Origin of the sequence: Agrococcus sp. Marseille-P2731 (genome assembly GCF_900117395.1) — a bacterium.
Lineage (GTDB): Bacteria > Actinomycetota > Actinomycetes > Actinomycetales > Microbacteriaceae > Agrococcus.
In genome coordinates, this window is the sequence record NZ_FPEG01000001.1 from 669800 (window position 1) to 690263 (window position 20464).

The 20464-nt window shown below is 71.1% G+C and carries 25 protein-coding genes and 1 riboswitch; of the genes, 23 read left to right on the forward strand and 2 right to left on the reverse strand.

Annotation, left to right across the window (positions count from 1 at the left end; genetic code table 11):
* Positions 1–6: 6 nt before the first annotated feature.
* The 8 genes from rho to BQ6202_RS03335 all read left to right on the forward strand — a co-directional run bounded on the left by rho (position 7) and on the right by BQ6202_RS03335 (position 6322).
* Positions 7–2277, forward strand: a complete 2271-nt coding sequence (rho, locus tag BQ6202_RS03305; protein ID WP_083586890.1) for a transcription termination factor Rho — start codon at positions 7–9, stop codon at positions 2275–2277.
* Between the two features lies 1 nt (position 2278).
* Positions 2279–3361, forward strand: coding sequence for a peptide chain release factor 1 (gene prfA, locus BQ6202_RS03310; protein ID WP_072313025.1), 1083 nt, complete (start codon positions 2279–2281; stop codon positions 3359–3361).
* Between the two features lie 7 nt (positions 3362–3368).
* Entirely contained in the window at positions 3369–3638 is a 270-nt protein-coding gene (locus BQ6202_RS14535; RefSeq protein WP_143143620.1) for a hypothetical protein, read from the forward strand.
* Positions 3639–3643: 5 nt separating this feature from the next.
* Entirely contained in the window at positions 3644–4636 is a 993-nt protein-coding gene (locus BQ6202_RS03315) for an MFS transporter (protein ID WP_159433607.1), read from the forward strand.
* A 9-nt stretch (positions 4637–4645) separates the two neighbouring features.
* On the forward strand, positions 4646–4891 hold the full coding sequence (locus BQ6202_RS03320; RefSeq protein WP_072313026.1) for a PLDc N-terminal domain-containing protein: 246 nt from the start codon (positions 4646–4648) through the stop codon (positions 4889–4891).
* A 29-nt stretch (positions 4892–4920) separates the two neighbouring features.
* Positions 4921–5403, forward strand: coding sequence for a P-loop nucleotide/nucleoside kinase family protein (locus BQ6202_RS03325; protein WP_072313027.1), 483 nt, complete (start codon positions 4921–4923; stop codon positions 5401–5403).
* A 153-nt stretch (positions 5404–5556) separates the two neighbouring features.
* Positions 5557–5620, forward strand: a riboswitch (guanidine-III (ykkC-III) riboswitch).
* A 10-nt stretch (positions 5621–5630) separates the two neighbouring features.
* Positions 5631–5945 (forward strand): DMT family transporter, encoded by a 315-nt coding sequence (locus BQ6202_RS03330; protein WP_072313028.1) that lies wholly within the window; start codon positions 5631–5633, stop codon positions 5943–5945.
* The gene (locus BQ6202_RS03335) at positions 5942–6322 is read left to right on the forward strand and encodes a DMT family transporter (RefSeq protein WP_072313029.1); all 381 of its coding nucleotides are present in this window, start codon (positions 5942–5944) and stop codon (positions 6320–6322) included. Before BQ6202_RS03330 ends, BQ6202_RS03335 begins: the two co-directional genes overlap by 4 nt.
* A 28-nt stretch (positions 6323–6350) precedes the next feature.
* Here the strand turns inward: BQ6202_RS03335 and epsC are convergent, their stop codons facing one another.
* Positions 6351–6905 carry a serine O-acetyltransferase EpsC gene (gene epsC, locus BQ6202_RS03340; RefSeq protein WP_072313030.1) on the reverse strand — a complete coding sequence of 185 codons (555 nt, stop codon included), beginning with the start codon at positions 6903–6905 and terminating at the stop codon, positions 6351–6353.
* A 6-nt stretch (positions 6906–6911) separates the two neighbouring features.
* Positions 6912–7841, reverse strand: a complete 930-nt coding sequence (gene cysK / locus BQ6202_RS03345; RefSeq protein ID WP_072313031.1) for a cysteine synthase A — start codon at positions 7839–7841, stop codon at positions 6912–6914.
* Positions 7842–8116: 275 nt separating this feature from the next.
* Here cysK and prmC point away from each other — a divergent pair, with 275 nt between their 5' ends.
* The 15 genes from prmC to BQ6202_RS03420 all read left to right on the forward strand — a co-directional run bounded on the left by prmC (position 8117) and on the right by BQ6202_RS03420 (position 20447).
* Positions 8117–8983, forward strand: coding sequence for a peptide chain release factor N(5)-glutamine methyltransferase (prmC, locus tag BQ6202_RS03350; RefSeq protein WP_072313032.1), 867 nt, complete (start codon positions 8117–8119; stop codon positions 8981–8983).
* Between the two features lie 25 nt (positions 8984–9008).
* Positions 9009–9695, forward strand: coding sequence for an L-threonylcarbamoyladenylate synthase (locus BQ6202_RS03355; RefSeq protein WP_072313033.1), 687 nt, complete (start codon positions 9009–9011; stop codon positions 9693–9695).
* Positions 9696–9699: 4 nt separating this feature from the next.
* Positions 9700–10908 carry a glycosyltransferase family 4 protein gene (locus BQ6202_RS14540; protein WP_083586902.1) on the forward strand — a complete coding sequence of 403 codons (1209 nt, stop codon included), beginning with the start codon at positions 9700–9702 and terminating at the stop codon, positions 10906–10908.
* A complete protein-coding gene (locus BQ6202_RS03365) occupies positions 10905–11366 on the forward strand; it encodes a Cg1360 family ATP-synthase-associated protein (RefSeq protein WP_083586905.1) in 462 nt (153 codons plus the stop codon). The genes BQ6202_RS14540 and BQ6202_RS03365 overlap by 4 nt, the downstream gene beginning before the upstream one ends.
* 165 nt (positions 11367–11531) lie before the next feature.
* Positions 11532–12359, forward strand: coding sequence for a F0F1 ATP synthase subunit A (gene atpB / locus BQ6202_RS03370; protein WP_072313034.1), 828 nt, complete (start codon positions 11532–11534; stop codon positions 12357–12359).
* 40 nt (positions 12360–12399) lie between these two features.
* Positions 12400–12639 (forward strand): ATP synthase F0 subunit C, encoded by a 240-nt coding sequence (gene atpE / locus BQ6202_RS03375; RefSeq protein ID WP_072313035.1) that lies wholly within the window; start codon positions 12400–12402, stop codon positions 12637–12639.
* A gap of 7 nt (positions 12640–12646) precedes the next feature.
* A complete protein-coding gene (locus BQ6202_RS03380) occupies positions 12647–13192 on the forward strand; it encodes a F0F1 ATP synthase subunit B (RefSeq protein WP_072313036.1) in 546 nt (181 codons plus the stop codon).
* The gene (locus tag BQ6202_RS03385) at positions 13192–13977 is read left to right on the forward strand and encodes a F0F1 ATP synthase subunit delta (RefSeq protein ID WP_072313037.1); all 786 of its coding nucleotides are present in this window, start codon (positions 13192–13194) and stop codon (positions 13975–13977) included. Before BQ6202_RS03380 ends, BQ6202_RS03385 begins: the two co-directional genes overlap by 1 nt.
* A gap of 26 nt (positions 13978–14003) precedes the next feature.
* Positions 14004–15638 (forward strand): F0F1 ATP synthase subunit alpha, encoded by a 1635-nt coding sequence (atpA, locus tag BQ6202_RS03390; protein WP_072313038.1) that lies wholly within the window; start codon positions 14004–14006, stop codon positions 15636–15638.
* Between the two features lie 23 nt (positions 15639–15661).
* Complete coding sequence (locus BQ6202_RS03395; RefSeq protein WP_072313039.1) at positions 15662–16546, forward strand: F0F1 ATP synthase subunit gamma; 885 nt, start codon at positions 15662–15664, stop codon at positions 16544–16546.
* A 24-nt stretch (positions 16547–16570) separates the two neighbouring features.
* Positions 16571–18028: a F0F1 ATP synthase subunit beta gene (atpD, locus tag BQ6202_RS03400; protein ID WP_442855756.1), complete on the forward strand. Its 1458-nt coding sequence runs from the start codon at positions 16571–16573 to the stop codon at positions 18026–18028.
* Complete coding sequence (locus tag BQ6202_RS03405; RefSeq protein ID WP_072313041.1) at positions 18028–18288, forward strand: F0F1 ATP synthase subunit epsilon; 261 nt, start codon at positions 18028–18030, stop codon at positions 18286–18288. The genes atpD and BQ6202_RS03405 overlap by 1 nt, the downstream gene beginning before the upstream one ends.
* Positions 18285–19022 (forward strand): YaaA family protein, encoded by a 738-nt coding sequence (locus tag BQ6202_RS03410; protein WP_072313042.1) that lies wholly within the window; start codon positions 18285–18287, stop codon positions 19020–19022. The genes BQ6202_RS03405 and BQ6202_RS03410 overlap by 4 nt, the downstream gene beginning before the upstream one ends.
* Positions 19023–19074: 52 nt before the next feature.
* Positions 19075–19434, forward strand: coding sequence for a TfoX/Sxy family protein (locus tag BQ6202_RS03415; protein ID WP_072313043.1), 360 nt, complete (start codon positions 19075–19077; stop codon positions 19432–19434).
* A 59-nt stretch (positions 19435–19493) separates the two neighbouring features.
* On the forward strand, positions 19494–20447 hold the full coding sequence (locus BQ6202_RS03420) for an aldo/keto reductase (protein WP_072313044.1): 954 nt from the start codon (positions 19494–19496) through the stop codon (positions 20445–20447).
* The last annotated feature ends 17 nt before the right edge of the window (positions 20448–20464 follow it).

Consider the following 20464-nt stretch of genomic DNA (forward strand, 5'->3'; position numbering starts at 1 on the left):
CGCGCTATGACCAGCGAGACGATCGACAGCCCTCCGGCAGCCGAGGCAGCCGACAACCCCACCGCCACCGAGCAGCCCGCGGCGACCGCCGACGCCCGGCCCGCGGCCGACCAGGCTGCTGCAGCCGAGGCGCCGGCAGCGCCCAAGCGCCGCTCGCGCCGCGCGACGACGTCGTCGGTGGCCGAGCAGGCCGCTGCCGCGCCGGCAGCTGACGCGGCACCCGCTGACGCGGCACCCGCCGAAGCGGGCGCCAGCGACGAGGCCACCCCCGACAAGCCCGCCAAGCGCCGCACCAGCACCCGTCGCACCGCGGCCGAGAAGCGCGCCGATGAGGCTGCAGCAGCGGAGTCCTCCGACGCGCAGCCCGCCGACTCCGGCACCGACGCCGACGGCTCGGCCGCCGCAGAGGCACCGGTCGAGAAGCCGGCCAAGCGCCGCGCGAGCCGCTCGCGCAAGGTCGCCGACGAGGCGCCCGCCGAGGCTCAGGCCGACGCGACCGCCGACGAGGCGCCCGCCCAGGGCCAGGCCGACGATGCGCAAGCCGCAGACGGGGGCCAGGCAGACGGGGGCCAGGCAGACCAGGGCCAGGCAGACCAGGGTCGGGCCGACCAGGGTCAGGCCGACCAGGGTCAGGCCGACCAGGCCGACCAGGCCGACCAGGCGCAGGGCGAGCGTGGAGGCCGCGACAGCGCGCCGGCTCGCGATGCGCGTGGCGACGACAACGGCTCGTCCGGCTCGCGCCGCGGCCGTGGCCGCGCATCCGACGACCGTGACGACGCCGAGCAGTCGGGTGACGACCGCCGCGGCCGCCAGCCGCAGCGCGGCCAGGAGCAGGACGACGACGACCAGCAGGGCGGCTCGCGCCGTCGCCGCAGCCGCGGCAAGGGCGGCCAGAGCGGCGACCAGCAGGACGCGGGGCAGCAGCGCGGCAACCAGCAGCGCAGCCAGCAGCAGCAGCAGGACGACGAGGGCGACGACGAGGGCGGCTCGCGCCGCTCGCGCGGCCGTGGCCGTGGCCAGGGCGGTGCGCAGCAGCAGGCCGAGCAGGATGCCGCATCGCGCCGCACTCGCGGCCGCGAGCGCACGCGCACCCGCGGCCAGGACGCCGAGCTCGAGATCCACGAGGACGACGTGCTGCTGCCGGTGGCCGGCATCCTCGACGTGCTCGACAACTACGCGTTCGTGCGCACCTCCGGCTACCTGCCGGGATCGAACGACGTCTACGTCTCGCTCGCCCAGGTCAAGAAGCACGGCCTGCGCAAGGGCGACGCGGTCGTCGGCGCCATCAAGCAGCCGCGCGAGGGCGAGCAGCAGTCGGGCCGCCAGAAGTACAACGCGCTCGTGCGCGTCGACTCGATCAACGGCCAGACGACGGAGGAGTCGCTCAGCCGCGTCGAGTTCTCGAAGCTGACGCCGCTCTACCCGCAGGAGCGCCTCCGCCTCGAGACGACGCCGAACAAGCTCTCGACGCGCGTGATCGACCTCGTCTCGCCGATCGGCAAGGGCCAGCGCGGCCTGATCGTGTCGCCGCCGAAGGCCGGCAAGACGCTCGTGATGCAGGCCATCGCGAACGCCATCGCCGAGAACAACCCCGAGGTGCACCTGATGATCGTGCTCGTCGACGAGCGCCCCGAGGAGGTCACCGACTTCCAGCGCACCGTCAAGGGCGAGGTCATCGCGTCGACCTTCGACCGGCCCGCCGAGGATCACACGATCGTCGCGGAGCTCGCGATCGAGCGCGCCAAGCGCCTGGTCGAGCTCGGCCACGACGTGGTCGTGCTGCTCGACGGCATCACGCGCCTGGGCCGCGCCTACAACCTGTCGGCGCCGCCCTCTGGCCGCATCCTCTCCGGCGGCGTCGACTCGAGCGCGCTCTACCCGCCGAAGAAGTTCTTCGGCGCGGCGCGCAACATCGAGCACGGCGGCTCGCTGACGATCCTCGCCACCGCGCTCGTCGAGACCGGCTCGAAGATGGACGAGGTGATCTTCGAGGAGTTCAAGGGCACCGGGAACATGGAGCTCCGCCTCTCGCGCCACATGGCCGACAAGCGCATCTTCCCCGCCGTCGACGTCAACGCATCCGGCACCCGTCGCGAGGAGATGCTGATGGGCGTCGAGGAGACGAAGGTCATGTGGAAGCTGCGCCGGGCGCTCGCCGGGCTCGAGACCCAGCAGGCGCTGGAGCTCGTGCTCAAGCAGCTCAAGGAGACGCAGTCGAACGTCGAGTTCCTGATGAAGGTCTCGAAGTCGATGCCCGGCCAGCACGACAAGGACTGACATGTTCGAGTCGGTCGCAGGGCTGCTGGCCGAGCACGCCGACCTCGAGCAGCAGCTCGCCGACCCGGCGCTGCACGCCGACGCCGTGCGTGCGCGCCGGGTCAACCGGCGCTACGCCGAGCTCAACCAGGTGAAGGCCGCGCACGAGCGCTGGCGCGGCTCGCTCGACGACCTCGAGGCGGCGCGCGAGCTCGCCCGCGAGGACGACGCCTTCGCCGAGGAGGTGCCGGCGCTCGAGCAGACCGCCCACGAGGCCGAGGAGAAGCTGCGCAGGCTGCTGATCCCGCGCGACCCGGATGACGGGCGCGACGTGATCATGGAGGTCAAGGGCGGCGAGGGCGGCGAGGAGTCGGCGCTGTTCGCCGCCGACCTCGTGCGCATGTACTCCCACTACGCCACCAGCCGCGGCTGGAAGGTCGAGATGCTCGAGTCGACGGCGAGCGACATGGGTGGCTTCAAGGACGTGCAGATCGCCATCAAGGGATCCTCGAACGACCCGGCGCAGGGCGTGTGGGCGTCGCTGAAGTACGAGGGCGGCGTGCACCGCGTGCAGCGCGTGCCCGCGACCGAGTCGCAGGGCCGCATCCACACCTCGACCACCGGCGTGCTGGTGTTCCCGGAGGTCGATGCGCCCGACGAGATCCAGATCGACCAGAACGACCTGAAGATCGACGTCTACCGCTCGTCGGGGCCCGGCGGCCAGAGCGTGAACACGACCGACTCGGCGGTGCGCATCACGCACGTCCCGACCGGCATCACGGTGTCGATGCAGAACGAGAAGAGCCAGCTGCAGAACCGCGAGGCCGGCATGCGCGTGCTGCGCGCCCGGCTGCTCGCGAGGCAGCAGGAGGAGCTCGAGGCGGCCGCCTCCGACGCCAGGAGGTCGCAGATCCGCGGCATGGATCGCTCCGAGCGCATCCGCACCTACAACTTCCCCGAGAACCGCATCGCCGACCACCGCACGGGCTTCAAGGCCTACAACCTCGACACCGTGATGGACGGCGCGCTGCAGCCGGTGATCGACTCCTGCATCACGGCCGACGAAGAGGCGCGCCTGGCCGCGCTCGCGGGCGACGAGGGCTGATCCGCTGATGCCCCGGGCGCCCGGGCGGATGCGCTCCGGGCGCGAGCGTCCCCGGCCGGCACCGATGGGGGCCGCGTTCTGGCGGTTCTGGAGCGTCGAGGTCGCGACCGAGACGGGGCTCGGCCTCGCCGTCATCGCGCTGCAGACGATGGTGCTGCTGGACCTCGGCGGGGGAGCGACAGAGGTCGGCTGGCTGTCGTCGGCGCGCTTCCTGCCGTACGTGGTGCTCGGTCTGGTCGTCGGCGCTGTCGTCGAGGGATGCGGCGGCGCACGGTGATGATCGTGAGCGATCTCGCTCGAGCGCTCCTGCTCGGCGGGCTCGCGGCGGTGTGGCTCGTCGGCGGCGGCGCGCTGTGGGTGCTGCTGCTCGCCGTCGCGCTGCTCGGCACCGCGAGCCTCCTGAACGACGCCGCCTCGCAGGCCCTCGTGCCGCGGCTCGTCGAGCGCGATCGGCTGCTGCCGGCGCACCAGCGCCTCGACGCCGGCTCGAACGCGGCTCAGTCGGCGGGACCGGCGGTCTCTGGTGCGGTGATCGCCTGGCTCGGCGCGCCGGTCTCGCTGCTGCTGGCAGCGCTCGCGCACCTGGTGTCGGCGATCGTCCTGTGGACACTGCCGCAGGATGCGCGCGGAGGGCGCCGGCCCCACGGCCTGTGGCGCGCGATCGGCGACGGTCTGCGCTTCGTGCACCGGCATCCGCGCCTCGGGCCGCAAGCCCGCTGGACGCACGTGTGGTTCCTCTGCAACGGCGCCGCGATGACGCTGCTCGTGCCGCTCGTGCTGCTGGAGCTCGAGGCCGGCCCGGCCGGCCTCGGCCTCGCGGTCGGTGCGCTGGGTGCCGCGACCCTGGCGGGGACGGCGCTCGCCGGTGCCGTCGCAGGTCGACTCGGCCTCGCGCGCACGATCCTGCTCGAGCGCTCGGTGCTGCCGATCGCATGGGCCATCGTGGCGCTGCCCGCCGTGCTGCGGCTGCCTGCGGCGCCGGGTCTGGCGCTCGTGCTCGCGGGGCTCGCCGTCGCCGGCGTCGTGATGGGCCTCTCGAACCCGAGCGAGATGGCGCTGCGCCAGCGGGCCACGCCCGACCGGATGCAGGCGCGCATGAACGCGACGATGCGCACGGTCAACCGGGCGATGATCGTGATCGCCGCGCCGCTCGGCGGCCTGCTGGGCGACGCGATCGGCATCGGTCCGGCCCTCGCGATCGTCTGCGCGGGCTTCGCGGTCGCGGCGGTCGGCCTGGCGCTCTCACCCTTCGCCAGGGGTCGCACCGCCCGCTAGGCTCGCAGCATGATCGCCCTGGCGCAGGCCGCGAACCCGCTGCTCCCCGCGGCCTACGACGTCGTCTGGTCGCTGGTCGTCATCGTGGTGGTCGCGCTGGCGGCCGCTGCGTTGTGGCAGATCCTTCGCGCTCGCGACCTCTCCGGCACGCAGGTGCTGCTTTGGGTGCTCATCGTGATCGTCGCGCCGGTCGTCGGCGCGCTCGGCTGGTTCGCGCTCGGTCGGCCGCGCCGTCGAGCGAACCCCTCCGCCTGACGGGCGGCGCCCGGGCGTAGGCTCGCGCCATGGCCCAGGTGACGCTGCTGTGCGGCCCCGCAGGAGCTGGCAAGTCGACGCTCGCGCGCCAGCTCGAGGCGGCGGGAGCGCTGGTGCTGTCCTACGACCGTGAGTCCTGGGCGCGCGGCGTGCGCGACGGACTCCCCTCGGTCGAGCTCATGCACGAGATCGACGTCGACCTGCACGAGCGGCTGGCTGAGGCGGTCGCAGCGGATCGCTCCGTCGTGCTCGATGCCTCGCTCTCGACGCGCGCGGTGCGCGACCGGTGGCGGATGCGCTGCGGCGCCATGGGCGTGTCGGTCGAGCTGGTCGTCGTGCGGGCACCGTTCGAGGTCCTGCTCGAGCGCGTGCGCGCCAGGACCCCCGGGGATGAGTCCGTGCCGTTCGAGGAAGCGACGCTCGCCGCCTATGTCGCGGAGTTCGAGTGGCCGGGGGAGCACGAGGCGCACCGCACCGTCGACACCGCTGCGGGCCCCGCAGCGCGACCCTGATCCGGCACCCGGGGCTCCGGCTCTCCGGATGCCGACCCCTGCCGCCGATCCCGACCTGGTGCACCGGGTCGGGATCGGCGGCAGGGGTCGGCGCTTCGCTGACGGATGCCGGTCGACCCTGTGACGAGCGCGGCCGGACTTGCTAGGCTGGACCCTGGATCCGACGCCGGATCCGCGGACGAGGGAGCCGTACCCGCATCGCGACAAGACGGCCGGAAGGACTCGTCATGTCTTGGGTGATCCTCGTCGCCTCCGGCCTCCTCGAGGCCGTCTGGGCGACTGCGCTCGGGCGCTCGAAGGGCTTCTCGAAGTGGAGGCCGACCGTGGTCTTCGCGATCGCGCTCGTGCTCTCGATGGCGGGGCTCGCCATCGCCATGCAGGAGATCCCGACCGGCACCGCGTACGCCGTCTGGGTCGGCATCGGCGCCGGCGTCACGGCGCTCTGGGCGATCGTCACCAAGGCCGAGCGCGCCACCTGGGTGCGCGTCGGCCTCATCGCGCTGCTCATCGCCTCCGTCGTCGGGCTGAAGGTGTTCGCATGACCCGCCCGGGCCTCGCGTGGCCGCTCCTGCTCGTCTCCGCGGTGCTCGAGGCGGTCTGGGCGACCGCGCTCTCCGCATCGGCCGGCTTCACGATCGTGCTGCCGACGGCCGTCTTCGCCGTCGCGCTCGCGCTCAGCATGGTGGGTCTCGCGATCGCGGCGCGCACCATCCCCATCGGCACTGCCTACGCCGTGTGGGCGGGCATCGGCGCTGCGCTGACGGTCGGCTGGGCGATGCTCACCGGCTCGCAGGCGCTCAGCTGGCCCGTCGTGCTGTGCGTCGCGGGGATCATCGTCGCCGTGGTGGGCCTCAAGCTCACCAGCGGCCACGACGAGCCCGAGCGTCGCGGCGAGGGCGAGGCCCAGCTCGGGCGCTGAGCCGGTCGCCCCTCGACCGGGCGAGAGCTCAGATCGAGTACTCGATGTGCGGCAGCTCCGCGTCAGCAGTGTGCGCGACTGGCTTCGCGGGGATCCCCACGAGCGTCGAACCCGGTGGCGCGTCGTGCAGCACGACCGCGTTCGCCCCCACCTTGACGTCGTCGCCGAGGGCGACCGGGCCGAGGATCTTCGCGCCCGCGCCCACCAGCACGCGGTGGCCGAGCGTGGGGTGGCGCTTGATGGCGGCGTTCGCCGTGCCGCCGAGCGTGACGCCGTGGTAGAGCATCACGTCGTCGCCCGTCTCGGCGGTCTCCCCGATCACGACGCCCATGCCGTGGTCGATGAAGAAGCGGCGGCCGAGGCGCGCCCCCGGGTGGATCTCGACGCCGGTCATGAAGCGGGCGAACTGGCTGCCGGCGCGCGCGAGCGAGCGCGCACCGGCGTGCCAGAGGCGGTGATGGATGCGGTGGGCCCACACCGCGTGCAAGGTCGAGTAGGTGAGCGCGATCGTCAGCGCTCCGCGGGCGGCGGGGTCGTGCCGCTTCGCGCTCTCGATGTCCTCGCGGATGTTGAGCAGACCCATGCAGCGTCAGGCCAGGTCGGCGTAGATCGGCATCGACAGGTAGCGCTCGCCGGTGTCGCACACGATCGCGACGATGGTCTTGCCGGCCGACTCGGGGCGCTTCGCGACCTCGAGCGCTGCCCACAGGATCGCGCCGGAGGAGATGCCGGCGAAGATGCCCTCCTCGGCGGCGAGGCGGCGACCGAGGCGCACGGCGTCGTCGAGCTCGACGTCGATGACCTCGTCGTAGACCTCGGTGTCGAGGATCTCTGGCACGAAGTTGGCGCCGAGCCCCTGGATCTTGTGGGGGCCGGCCTGTCCCTTCGTCAGCAGCGGCGAGTCCGCGGGCTCGACGGCGACGAGTTGGATGTCGGGGTTCAGCTCCTTGAGGCGGCCGCCTGCACCGGTGATGGTGCCGCCGGTGCCGATGCCGGCGATGAAGATGTCGACGTCGCCGTCGGTGTCGGCCCAGATCTCCTCAGCGGTGGTCTCGCGGTGCACGCGAACGTTCGCCTCGTTGGCGAACTGGCGCGCGAGGATGGCGCCAGGCGTCTCGTCGACGATCTGCTGCGCGCGCTCGACCGCGCCGCGCATGCCGTCGGGGCCGGGCGTGAGCACGAGCTCGGCACCGTAGGCCTTGAGGATCGCGCGGCGCTCGACCGACATCGTCTCCGGCATCGCGAGGATCACCCGGTAGCCGCGGGCCGCGCCGACCATCGCGAGCGCGATGCCGGTGTTGCCGCTCGTGCCCTCGACGATCGCACCGCCGGGCTGCAGCTCGCCCGATGCCTCGGCGGCGTCGATGATGGCCTTGCCGATGCGGTCCTTCACGGACGCGGCCGGGTTGAAGGACTCGAGCTTGAGCAGCACGGTCGCCTCGGTGTCGTCGAGCCGCTGCAGTCGCACGAGCGGTGTGCCGCCGATCGTGGCCGTGATGTCATCGAAGATGCGCGCCATGCCGTTTCCTTTCATCGGGTGGAAGCCTGGCTTCTATCCTAGGGGCCGCGCCGCCCCGCTGGCTGAGGAGCGCGCGGCGCAGCGCACCTCCGCTGGCTGAGGAGCGCGCGGCGCAGCCAGCCCCACCCGCTGGCTGAGGAGCGCGCAGCGCAGCCCACCCCCGCTGGCTGAGGAGCGTGCGGCGCAGCCGCTCGCGTCTCGAAGCCCTTCGACACGCTCAGCGCCTGCGGCGCGGAGCGGCTCAGGGACCAGGCGGCCCCCGCTACCGTGGTGCCGTGGTGCAACCGGCTGTGGCAGACATCATCGACGACGCGCGCTCGCGCCTCGCGGCGGTCGGCGTCGACGGCCCCGACGCCGAGCTGCTCGCCGCCTGGGCGACGGGCCGCAGTCTCGGCGAGCTGCGCGTCGACATGACCCTCGGCCGCGCCATCGGGGCGGATGCGCTGGCGCGGTTCCGCGCGGCCGTCGCGCGCCGCGCGGCGCGCGAGCCGCTGCAGCACATCACCGGGCTCGCTCCGTTCCGCCACATCGAGCTCGCCGTCGGCCCCGGCGTCTTCACCCCGCGGCCGGAGACCGAGCTGCTCGTCGACGTGGCGCTCGACCACCTGCGGCACCGCGCTGACGCCGAGCCGCTCGTGCTCGACGTCGGCACCGGCAGCGGAGCAGTGGCGATCGCGATCGCGCGCGAGAGCGATGCGCGCGTCGTCGCCGTCGAGGCGAGTCCGGCCGCTTACGTCTGGGCGCGCCGCAACCTGGCGGCTCTCTCGCCCGCCACGGTGCTCCTGCACGCCGATGCGCGGGACGCGGCAGCCCTCGCCTCGGTCGGCATCCTGCCCGGGGCGCTCGCGGCGCTCGTGTCCAACCCGCCCTACGTGCCGCACGCATCCGTGCCCGCCGATCACGAGGTGCGCGGCTTCGACCCGCAGGGCGCGCTCTACTCCGGCGCGGATGGCCTCGACCTCGTGCGCGACCTCGTCTCGCTGGCTGCCGATCTCGTGCAGCCCGGCGGCCTCGTCGCCTTCGAGCATGCCGAGCAGCAGGGCCCGGCGATCGTGCAGATGCTCGAGGATGCGGGGTTCCTGCATGCCCGCACGCGGCGCGACCTCGCGGGCCGCGACCGGGTCACCGCCGCCATCCGGTAGCGAGCCGCACGACTACCATGGGCGGGTGCCCGCGATCCACGACTGCGCCGATCCCGCCTCCCTCCTCGCCGGGGTGCGCGCGGCGCGCACGGCGGTCGCTGCCGGCCAGAGCATCGTGATCCCGACCGACACCGTCTACGGCATCGCTGCCGACGCGTTCTCGCACACCGCGGTCGCCGGGCTGCTCGCGGCGAAGGGTCGCGATCGCGGCTTCCCGCCGCCGGTGCTCGTCGCCGACCGCCACATGGCGACCGCGCTCGCCGAGCGCGTGCCGGCCGAGATCGAGCCGCTGCTCGACGCGCACTGGCCCGGCCCGCTCACCGTGATCCTGCGCGCCCAGCCGTCCCTGACCTGGGATCTCGGGGACACGGGCGGCACCGTCGCCGTCCGGGTGCCCGACCACCCCATCGCGATCGAGCTGCTGCGCGAGACCGGCCCGCTCGCCGTCTCGAGCGCGAACAAGCACGGCATGCCTGCGCCGACCGAGGCCGCCGCTGCCGCCGAGATGCTCGGAGACAGCGTGGCGGTCGTGCTCGACGCCGGCACGGTGGGCGGCGCCGGCGACACCGCTGAGGCGGGGGAGCGGCGGCCGAACAACGGCTCCACGATCCTCGACTGCTCGGCCGACGGCCCCTTCCGCATCGTGCGCCAGGGCGTGCTGCCGCGCGCGAGCATCGCCGCGGTGCTGGGCGCGATGCTCGCCGACGGATGATGCCGTGATCTTCCTCCTGATCACGCTCACGGCGGCGGTCGTCACGTTCGTCGCCTGCCGGGTGGTGCTCCGCTTCGCGCTGAAGCACGGCATCCACCCCCCGGTGCGCGAGCGCGACGTGCACTCGCGCCCCACCCCGCGCCTGGGCGGCGTGGCGATGTGCATCGGCCTGCTCGCGACCTTCGGCATCGCCTCGCTGATCCCTGAGCTCGCGGGCGTCTTCGCCGAGCCGACGCGCATCTGGGCGCTGCTGGGCGGCGCGGTGGCGATCTGCGTCATCGGCGTGCTCGACGACCTCTTCGACCTCGACTGGATGCTGAAGCTCGGCGCGCAGATCCTGGTCGCCACCGGAGTGGCGTTCTTCGGCGTCCAGATCGTGAGCCTGCCGATCGGCGGCCTCACGGTGCCGTCGTCGACGATGGCGATCGTGCTGACGGTGCTCATCATCGTGCTGGTGATGAACGCCGTGAACTTCATCGACGGCCTCGACGGCCTCGTCGCCGGCACCACGATCATCGGCTCGACGGCGTTCTTCGGCTACATCTGGATCATCAGCCAGAACTTCAGCCAGCAGAACGCCTACTTCTCCCTCGCGAGCCTCATCACCGCCATCATCGTGGGCGTCTGCCTCGGCTTCCTGCCGGTCAACTGGCATCCGGCCCGCATGTTCATGGGCGACGGCGGTGCGCTCATGCTGGGCCTGCTGACGGCGGCGAGCGCGATCGCCGTGACCGGCCAGATCGACCTCGGCACCATGGGCGGCCGCAGCCAGATCCTGCCGGCCTTCATCCCCGTGCTCCTGCCGCTCGCGATCCTGCTGCTGCCGATGACCGACTTCGTGCTCGCCGTCGTGCGGCGCGTGATGAACGGCAACAGCCCCTTCGCCGCCGATCGCAAGCACCTGCACCACCGGCTGCTCGACATGGGCCACTCGCACCTCGGCGCCGTGCTGATCTTCTACGCCTGGACGACGGTCGTCTCGGTCGGCTGCCTGCTGTTCCTGCTGCCGATGCCCTGGTGGGTCGCTGTCGGCATCATGCTCGCCGGCTTCGTGCTGTGCGGCATCCTCACGGCCGCGCCCGTCAGCCGCCGGGTCTGGCGCACCTTCCTGCGGGTGGTGCGCGAGCGGCGCGCGGGGCATGGGAAGATGGGGGCGACCGATGTCGGCGCGCGCGTCGACACCCAGGCCGAGCCTCAGGGGGATCCCCGGTGACCACGACCCAGATCATGCAGCGCATCCTGCTGTGGGGCGGCATGCTGGCGGCAGCGGTCGCCATCGTCGGCGGGGTGGTCGGATGGTTCCTGGCCGAGGGGGCGGGCGTCGCGTCCGCGCTGGTCGGCACGGCCCTCGCGATCGTCTTCTGCATGCTCACGGCCGGCAGCATCGTGCTCGCGCTCAAGGTCTCGAAGGGTGAGATGGTCTCCGGCGCCTTCTTCGGCGTCGTGCTCGGCGGCTGGCTGCTGAAGTTCGCCCTCTTCATCGTGCTCGTCTTCGTGCTCGGAGAGCAGGACTGGCTGCACCGCGGCGTCGCCTTCGGCTCGCTGCTCGTGGCCGTCATCGGCTCGCTCGTCATCGACTGCGTCGTGATCGCCACGAGCCGTCAGCCGACGATCGACAGCGACGCCGACGACGAGACCCAGGGGCGCCCCGCATCCGGCGCTCGCGCCTGAGATCGTGCGCCTGAACTGGCCGGGCGGCGGGCGCCGCTCTGCTAGAGTCGTGAGTGCTCCCCCCACTGCATCGCTCATCTTCGAGCGTGTCCGCGCGAGGGGGCGCACCGACGTCGAACCGGCGCCAGGCGCCATGAGGTTGAGGAAGAGACGCTGAACGCCTTGATGACGCTGCTGGCCGCCGCAGGAACCGAGCCTGAGCCGTTCCATCCGCCGAGCCTGGCCGACTTCTTCCCGCCGGTCATCCTCTTCGCGGAGCCGACCATCCCGTGGTTCGACGGCGAGTCGCCGATCTTCGGCATCAACCGCATCATCCTCGTGCGCCTGCTCGCGGCGGCGGTGCTGATCCTGGTCTTCGTGCTCGGCACGCGCAAGCTGCGCCTGATCCCGACCCGCGGCCAGAGCCTGATCGAGATGGGCCTCGGCTTCGTGCGCGACGGCATCGCCATCGACCTGCTGGGCGAGAAGGACGGCAAGCGCTTCCTGCCGCTCATCACCACCATCTTCTTCATGGTGCTGGCGATGAACCTGACGGGCATCATCCCGGGGCTGAACATCGCAGGCACCTCCGTGATCGGCGTGCCGCTCGTGCTCGCACTCGTCGCCTACATCGCGTTCATCTACGCCGGCATCAAGAAGCACCCGGGCGCCTTCTTCAAGAACGCGCTGTTCCCGCCCGGCGTGCCGAAGGCCCTCTACGTCATCGTGACGCCGATCGAGGTCCTCTCGACCTTCATCCTGCGCCCCATCACCCTGACGCTGCGACTGATGATGAACCTGCTCGTCGGCCACCTGATGCTCGTGCTGTTCTTCGCCGCGACGCACTTCTTCCTCCTCAGCGCCGGCGGTCTCTTCCCGCTGCTGAGCGTCGGCACCCTGGCGTTCGGCTTCGCCTTCACGGTCTTCGAGCTGCTCGTCTCTGTGCTGCAGGCCTACGTCTTCGCGATCCTCACGACCGTCTACATCCAGCTCGCGCTGGCTGAAGAGCACTGACCAACCCCCGGACTCCCGGAACCCAACGGAAGGAAACACCGTGGACAACGCCACGACCATTCTCGCCGAGATCAACGGCAACATCGGCACCGTCGGCTACGGCCTCGCCGCGATCGGCCCGGCCATCGGCGTCGGCATCGTCGTCGGCAAGACGATCGAGGGTGTCGCGCGCCAGCCCGAGCTGCAGGGCCGCCTCACGGTCCTGATGTTCATCGGCATCGCGTTCACCGAGGCGCTGGCCTTCATCGGCATCGCCACGTACTTCTTCATGACGAACTGACGTTCGCATGCTGAACCTTCCACTCACCATGGCGGAAGAGGGGGCCTCCCAGAACCCGCTCCTCCCCGAGTTCTACGACATCCTGTGGTCGGCCGTCGTCTTCCTCGTCCTCCTGCTGATCTTCTGGAAGGTCGTCCTGCCTCGCATGCAGAAGCTGCTCGACGAGCGCTCCGCAGCGATCGAGGGCGGCATCAAGAAGGCGGAGGAGGCGCAGGCCGAGGCCGCTGCCGCTCTGGAGTCATACAACACGCAGCTCGCGGAGGCACGCGCCGAGGCGGCCCAGATCAAGGACAAGGCTCGCGCCGACGCCTCCAAGATCGAGGCAGACCTGAAGGCTCGCGCCGTCGAGGATGCCGAGCGCATCACCGCGCAGGCGCAGCAGCGCATCGAGCAGGAGCGCCAGGCGGCGTTCTCGTCGCTGAAGTCCGAGGTCGGCACGCTCGCCCTCGACCTCAGCGAGAAGGTCGTCGGCGAGTCGATGGACGACTCGCGCTCCTCGGCCATCGTCGACCGCTTCCTCGCTGACCTCGAGCGCGAGGGAGCGAACCGCTAGTGGGCAGCGCGACCAGCCAGGCGCGAGCCGGCATCGACGAGGCGCTCAGGGCGCAGCCCTTCGCGGGGCTCGACGACGCGCGGGAGCTCTTCCGAGCCTCGCGTGCCCTCGAGCGCAGCTCGCAGGTGCTCTCCTCGCTGACCGATGCCACGGCGACGCCCGACTCGCGCGCGGCGCTCGCCGAGCGCGTGCTCGGGCAGCTCGGTGCACCGGCGAAGGCCGTGGTCGCGCACCTGGCCCGCCAGCGCTGGTCGAGTGCCGACGACATCCTCGCCGCGATCGACAGCGCGGGCATCCGCGTCGCCGTCCGCTCGGCGGGCGGTGCCGACGTCGCCGGCGAGATCGCCTCGTTCCAGCGCATCGTGGGCTCCGACCCCGAGCTCGAGCTGGCCATGGGCGGCCTGCGCGGCACGGCTGACGACAAGGCGCGGCTCGTCGAGCGGCTGCTCGCGGGGCGCTCGAACGACGCCACGCTGGCGATCCTCGACCACCTCGTCCGCACGCCCCGCGGCCGTCGCATCGGGCAGCTGCTCCGTGGGGCTGCTGCCGAGGTCGCGGCGGCAGCGGGCGACTCGCTCGCCACCGTCACCACCGCGAGGGCGATCCCCGCTGACCAGCTCGACCGGCTCCGCGCCGGGCTCGAGCGGCAGTACGGCCGCTCGCTCCAGCTCCAGCAGATCGTCGACCCGGCAGTCCTCGGCGGACTCCGCGTCTCGATCGGCGACGACATCATCGACGGCACCGTCCGTTCCAAGTTCACCGACCTGCGCCTGAAGCTCGGCTAGGTCGAAGCATCCGAAGAGGAAGACACATGTCAGAGCTCACCATCAGCCCCGACGAGATCAAGGGCGCCCTCGCCGACTTCGTCTCGTCCTACGAGGCGCAGGCCTCGACGACCGCCGAGGTCGGCCACGTCATCGACGCAGCCGACGGCATCGCGCACGTCGAGGGCCTCCCCGGCGTCATGGCCAACGAGCTCGTCCGCTTCGCGGACGGCACGCTCGGCCTCGCGCAGAACCTCGACGAGTCCGAGATCGGCGTCGTCGTGCTCGGTGAGTTCGCCGGCATCGAGGCGGGCATGGAGGTGACCCGCACGGGTGAGGTCCTCTCGGTCCCCGTCGGCGAGGGCTACCTCGGCCGTGTCGTCGACCCGCTCGGCAACCCGATCGACGGCCTGGGCGACGTCGCCACGAGCGGCCGTCGCGCGCTCGAGCTCCAGGCTCCCGGCGTCATGCAGCGCAAGTCGGTGCACGAGCCGCTGCAGACGGGCATCAAGGCCATCGACGCGATGATCCCCGTCGGCCGTGGTCAGCGCCAGCTGATCATCGGTGACCGCCAGACCGGCAAGACGGCCCTGGCGATCGACACGATCATCAACCAGAAGGCCAACTGGGACTCTGGCGACGTCAACAAGCAGGTGCGCTGCATCTACGTCGCGATCGGCCAGAAGGGCTCGACCATCGCCTCGGTGAAGGGCGCGCTCGAGGACGCCGGCGCCATGGCCTACACGACGATCGTCGCCTCGCCCGCCTCCGACCCGGCCGGCTTCAAGTACCTCGCCCCCTACTCCGGCTCGGCCATCGGCCAGCAGTGGATGTACGAGGGCAAGCACGTCCTGATCATCTTCGACGACCTGTCGAAGCAGGCGGAGGCCTACCGCGCCGTGTCGCTGCTGCTGCGCCGCCCGCCGGGCCGCGAGGCCTACCCGGGTGACGTCTTCTACCTGCACTCCCGCCTGCTCGAGCGCTGCGCCAAGCTCTCGGACGAGCTGGGCGCCGGTTCGATGACGGGCCTCCCGATCATCGAGACCAAGGCCAACGACGTCTCGGCCTACATCCCGACCAACGTGATCTCGATCACCGACGGCCAGATCTTCCTCCAGTCCGACCTGTTCAACGCCAACCAGCGCCCCGCGGTCGACGTCGGCATCTCGGTCTCGCGAGTCGGCGGTGACGCACAGGTCAAGTCGATCAAGTCGGTCTCCGGCACGCTCAAGCTCGAGCTCGCGCAGTACCGCTCGCTGCAGGCCTTCGCGATGTTCGCATCCGACCTCGACGCCACCTCGCGTCGTCAGCTCGAGCGCGGTGCGCGACTGACCGAGCTGCTCAAGCAGCCGCAGTACTCGCCGTACCCGGTCGAGGAGCAGGTCGTCTCGATCTGGGCAGGCACGAACGGCAAGCTCGACACGATCGAGGTGAGCCAGGTGCTGCAGTTCGAGTCCGAGCTGCTCGAGCACCTGCGCAACAACAGCACCGTGCTGACGACGATCCGCGAGAGCAACAGGCTCGAGGACGACGTGAAGGCGCAGCTGGAGTCCGAGGTCGACGAGTTCACGCGGAACTGGCAGGGCAACGCGACCCCCAGCATCACGGACCCGGGCACCGAGTCGAACAACCCGATGGTTGAGGACGTCAACCAGGAGCAGATCGTCAAGGGCCGTCGCTGACGCGAGCTCGCTGAGGAGGCGGAATGGGAGCCCAGCTCCGGGTCTACACGCAGAAGATCAAGTCTGCGCAGTCGACCAAGAAGATCACGAAGGCGATGGAGCTCATCGCTGCATCGCGCATCCAGAAGGCACTCGTGCGCGTGAAGGCATCGAACCCGTACGCGCGGGCGCTGACGCGCGCGGTGAGTGCGGTCGCCACGTTCTCGAACGAGGCGCACCCGCTCACCGTGGAGCGCGCAGAGCTCAAGCGGGCGGCGATCGTCGTCGTCACGAGCGACCGCGGCCTCGCCGGCGCGTTCAACTCGCAGATCATCCGCGAGACGGGCGAGCTGCGGGCGAAGCTCGAGTCGGAGGGCAAGGAGGTCGACCACTACCTGGTCGGCAACAAGGCCGTCGGCTACTTCAAGTTCCGGCAGCGCCCCTACATCCAGGAGTGGACGGGGCAGTCTGACGTGCCGAGCCCGGAGCTCGCGCAGGAGATCGCCGAGCGGGTGCTCGAGGCCTACGTCTCGGAGCAGGTCGACGAGATCCACGTCGTCTACAACCGCTTCGTCAGCATGATGACGCAGGACCCGACGACCGTGCGCCTGCTGCCGCTCGAGGTCGTGGAGGCCGAGGACGGCGACAGCGCCGAGCACCTCCCGCTCTACGAGTTCGAGCCGGAGCCGGCTCGCGTGCTCGACGCCCTGCTGCCGGTGTACGTCGAGAGCCGCATCTTCAACGCGCTCCTGCAGTCGGCCGCTGCGAAGCAGGCGGCCACGCAGAAGGCGATGAAGTCGGCCTCCGACAACGCCGACAAGCTCATCACCGACTACACCCGCCTGCGCAACAACGCGCGCCAGGCCGAGATCACGACGCAGATCTCCGAGATCGTGGGCGGCGCGGACGCCCTCGCCTCGGCGAAGTAGCCACGAAAGGCAACCACCATGACCATCACAGACACCCACGAGGCGCCGCAGGCGCAGGCCGGGGTCGGCCGCATCGCTCGCGTGACCGGTCCCGTCGTCGACATCGAGTTCCCCCACGACGCGATCCCGTCCGTCTACAACGCGCTCAAGACGACCGTCGACTTCGGTGACGGCACCGAGACGCAGGAGATCACGCTCGAGGTCGCGCAGCACCTCGGCGACGACCTGGTCCGCGCGATCGCGCTGAAGCCGACGGACGGCCTCGTCCGCGGCCAGGAGGTGCGCGACACCGGCGAGCCGATCATGGTGCCCGTCGGCGACATCACCAAGGGCAAGGTCTTCAACGTCATCGGCGAGGCGCTGAACCTCCCCGAGGGCGAGACCCTCGAGGTCTCCGAGCGCTGGGGGATCCACCGCAAGGCGCCGTCGTTCGACCAGCTCGAGTCGAAGACGCAGCTGTTCGAGACCGGCATCAAGGTCATCGACCTCCTGACGCCGTACGTGCAGGGTGGCAAGATCGGCCTCTTCGGCGGTGCCGGTGTCGGCAAGACCGTCCTCATCCAGGAGATGATCCAGCGCGTCGCGCAGGACCACGGTGGCGTCTCGGTGTTCGCCGGTGTCGGTGAGCGCACGCGAGAGGGCAACGACCTCATCCACGAGATGGAGGAGGCGGGCGTGTTCGACAAGACCGCTCTCGTCTTCGGCCAGATGGACGAGCCGCCGGGCACGCGCCTCCGCGTCGCGCTGAGCGCGCTGACGATGGCGGAGTACTTCCGCGACGTGCAGCAGCAGGACGTGCTGCTGTTCATCGACAACATCTTCCGCTTCACGCAGGCCGGCTCCGAGGTCTCGACGCTGCTGGGCCGCATGCCCAGCGCCGTCGGCTACCAGCCGAACCTCGCCGACGAGATGGGCATCCTGCAGGAGCGCATCACCTCGACCCGCGGCCACTCGATCACCTCGCTCCAGGCCATCTACGTGCCTGCTGACGACTACACCGACCCGGCCCCGGCGACGACGTTCGCGCACCTCGACGCCACGACCGAGCTGTCGCGAGAGATCGCGTCGAAGGGCCTCTACCCGGCCGTCGACCCGCTGACCTCGACCAGCCGCATCCTCGACCCCCGCTACCTGGGCGAGGACCACTACCGCGTCGCGACGACGGTCAAGCAGATCCTCCAGAAGAACAAGGAGCTGCAGGAGATCATCGCGATCCTCGGTGTCGACGAGCTGTCCGAGGAGGACAAGATCGTCGTGAACCGCGCGCGCCGCATCCAGCAGTTCCTCTCGCAGAACACCTACATGGCGAAGAAGTTCACGGGTGTCGAGGGTTCGACCGTGCCGCTCAAGGAGACCGTCGAGTCGTTCGACGCGATCGCCAAGGGCGAGTTCGACCACGTCGCCGAGCAGGCCTTCTTCAACGTCGGCGCGATCTCGGACGTCGAGGAGAAGTGGGCGCAGATCCAGAAGGACAACGGCTGATGGCACTGACCGTCAGCATCGTGTCCGCGCTCGAGGAGGTGTGGTCGGGCGACGCCTCGCAGGTGATCGCCAAGACCACCGAAGGCGAGATCGGCATCCTCTCGGGTCACGAGCCGGTGCTCGCCGTGCTCGCCGACGAGGGACAGGTGCGCGTCACCGACGCCTCCGGCACGGTGCACACGGTCGATGCCGCAGACGGCTTCCTCTCGGTCGACCACGATCGCGTCGAGATCGTCGCTCGGAACGCCAAGCTCGCGTGATCGTCCTGCTGCCGCCCAGCGAGACGAAGGCGGCAGGCGGGACGGGTGCGAGCCTCACGACGGCCAGGTCGGGTGAGTCCCAGCTGGGATTCCCCGGGCTGGCCGTCGCCCGTTCGCGGGCGCTGGACGCGCTCGATCGCCTGGTCGCCGCGGGCCAGGATGCGTCGACGCCTGCGAAGGCCCGGGCCGCTGCCGACAACGCCGCCGTCCGCACCTCGCCCACGATGCCGGCGATCGACCGCTACACGGGCGTGCTCTACGACGCGCTCGACGCCCGCTCGCTCGAGCCCGAGGCCCGCGCCTGGGTCGAGGACCACGTCGTGATCCAGTCGGCGCTGCTCGGCTTCGTGCGCGCATCCGACCCCATTCCGGCATACAAGGTGTCAGAGCACACGAAGCTGCCGGGCGAGCGGATGCGCGAGCTCTGGGGCGATGCCGGCCGCGTGATCGAGGGCTTCGCGCTCGACCTGCGCTCGAAGGCGTACGCGCAGCTCGCACCGGTCCCGGGGGCGGTGCCGATCGAGATCGTCTCGCCGGAGGGCAAGGCTCTCAACCACTGGAACAAGGCCGGCAAGGGCGCGCTCGTGCGATCGCTCGCGCGGGCGGGCGCCCGGGTGGGGTCGGCGGATGCGCTGGTGGCGTGGGCGGCGTCGGTCGAGGTGCCGCTGGTGCGCAGCGAGGCTGGCGTGCGTCTCGTCGTGCAGGATCCGCGGCTCGTCGCCGCACGCGGGTAGTCGAGCGCGCGCTCCGCACGCGCGGCGCCCGTCGAGGACCTACCATCGAGCCGTGAGCAATCGGCCGGAGACGCTGGAGCGGATCAGCGCGGCGTTCGAGCCGCTGCCCATCAGGCTGCAGCCCATGTTCGGAGAGCACGCGATCTACTGCGACGACCGCATCTTCGGCTTCGTCTGCGAGGACACGCTGCTGCTGAAGCTCGTGCCAGAGGCAGCCGAGCTGACGGAACACCTACCCAGGGCGGAGGCGTACCCGGGGTCGAAGCCATACGGCGTCGTGGACGACGACGCGATGGACGACGTCGACTGGCTGCACGACGTGGCCCAGACGATCGCGTCCACGCAGCCGCGCAAGCCGGCGCGCGAGCGAGGCGCGGCTCGGCAGGGGTCGAAGCGGCCGGCGGCGGACTAGGCCGCAGCCGCTCGCACCGTGTCAGCCGCCGCTCACCGGCTCGCGCCTAGGCTGACAGCATGACGCGCACACTCGGGAACAGCGGCATCGAGGTCTCGCCCATCGGCCTCGGATGCAACAACTTCGGCCGCATGGGCACTCGCACCGAGGATCAGGCGGGCACCGACGCCGTGATCCACGCGGCGATCGACCACGGGATCACCCTGTTCGACACCGCCGACATCTACGGCAACCCCGCCACCGCCTCCGAGACCCTCATGGGCGCCTCGCTCGCCAAGGCCGGCAGCGCCGCCCGCGACAAGGTCGTGCTCGCGACCAAGTGGGGCCACCAGCAGTTCGCGATCGAGGGCACCGAGGACTGGGGACCGAAGGGCGCCCGCGGCTACATCCGCAGCGCGGTCGAGGCCTCGCTGCGCCGCCTGCAGACCGACCGCATCGAGCTCTACCAGCTGCACACCCCCGACACCGAGACGCCGATCGAGGAGACCGTGCGCGCCCTCGACGAGCTCGTCGACGAGGGCAAGATCCTCGCCTACGGCCACTCGAACTTCAGCACGGAGCAGATCGCCGAGGCTGCCGAGGTCGAGACGCCGAACGGCTTCGTCACGGCGCAGGACGAGTACTCGCTCGTCGCTCGCGACGTCGAGAAGGAGGTGCTGCCTGCGGTGCTCGAGGTGGGCATCGGCTTCCTGCCCTACTTCCCGCTCGCCAACGGCCTGCTCTCTGGCAAGTACTCGCGCGGCACGGGGCCGGCGGATGCGCGGCTCACGGCTCTGAAGCCGCAGCTGCTCGACGAGGTGGACTGGTCGCGCATCGACGAGTACGAGCGCATCGCCCGCGATTCGGGCCGCTCGATGCTCGACACCACCTTCCAGTGGCTGCTGGCGCAGCCGGCCGTGACGAGCGTGATCGCAGGCGCGACCCGGCCGGAGCAGGTCGTGCAGAACGCGGCGGCCGGCGGGTCCTCGCTCGACGCCGCGACGGTCGAGGAGATCTCGCACCTGTTCGCATAGCCGGGCCGCGGCGCCGG

Excerpts from the sequence above, each read along its gene's own strand:
- BQ6202_RS03325 (WP_072313027.1), top strand. The coding sequence starts at position 4,921 with ATGGCCCAGGTGACGCTGCTGTGCGGCCCCGCAGGAGCTGGCAAGTCG.
- rho (WP_083586890.1), top strand. The coding sequence starts at position 7 with ATGACCAGCGAGACGATCGACAGCCCTCCGGCAGCCGAGGCAGCCGAC.
- BQ6202_RS03405 (WP_072313041.1), top strand. The coding sequence starts at position 18,028 with ATGGCACTGACCGTCAGCATCGTGTCCGCGCTCGAGGAGGTGTGGTCG.
- epsC (WP_072313030.1), bottom strand. The coding sequence starts at position 6,905 with ATGGGTCTGCTCAACATCCGCGAGGACATCGAGAGCGCGAAGCGGCAC.
- prfA (WP_072313025.1), top strand. The coding sequence starts at position 2,279 with ATGTTCGAGTCGGTCGCAGGGCTGCTGGCCGAGCACGCCGACCTCGAG.
- BQ6202_RS03320 (WP_072313026.1), top strand. The coding sequence starts at position 4,646 with ATGATCGCCCTGGCGCAGGCCGCGAACCCGCTGCTCCCCGCGGCCTAC.
- BQ6202_RS03380 (WP_072313036.1), top strand. The coding sequence starts at position 12,647 with ATGCTGAACCTTCCACTCACCATGGCGGAAGAGGGGGCCTCCCAGAAC.
- atpA (WP_072313038.1), top strand. The coding sequence starts at position 14,004 with ATGTCAGAGCTCACCATCAGCCCCGACGAGATCAAGGGCGCCCTCGCC.
- BQ6202_RS03395 (WP_072313039.1), top strand. The coding sequence starts at position 15,662 with ATGGGAGCCCAGCTCCGGGTCTACACGCAGAAGATCAAGTCTGCGCAG.
- cysK (WP_072313031.1), bottom strand. The coding sequence starts at position 7,841 with ATGGCGCGCATCTTCGATGACATCACGGCCACGATCGGCGGCACACCG.
- BQ6202_RS03420 (WP_072313044.1), top strand. The coding sequence starts at position 19,494 with ATGACGCGCACACTCGGGAACAGCGGCATCGAGGTCTCGCCCATCGGC.
- BQ6202_RS03335 (WP_072313029.1), top strand. The coding sequence starts at position 5,942 with ATGACCCGCCCGGGCCTCGCGTGGCCGCTCCTGCTCGTCTCCGCGGTG.
- BQ6202_RS14535 (WP_143143620.1), top strand. The coding sequence starts at position 3,369 with ATGCCCCGGGCGCCCGGGCGGATGCGCTCCGGGCGCGAGCGTCCCCGG.
- BQ6202_RS03330 (WP_072313028.1), top strand. The coding sequence starts at position 5,631 with ATGTCTTGGGTGATCCTCGTCGCCTCCGGCCTCCTCGAGGCCGTCTGG.
- atpB (WP_072313034.1), top strand. The coding sequence starts at position 11,532 with ATGACGCTGCTGGCCGCCGCAGGAACCGAGCCTGAGCCGTTCCATCCG.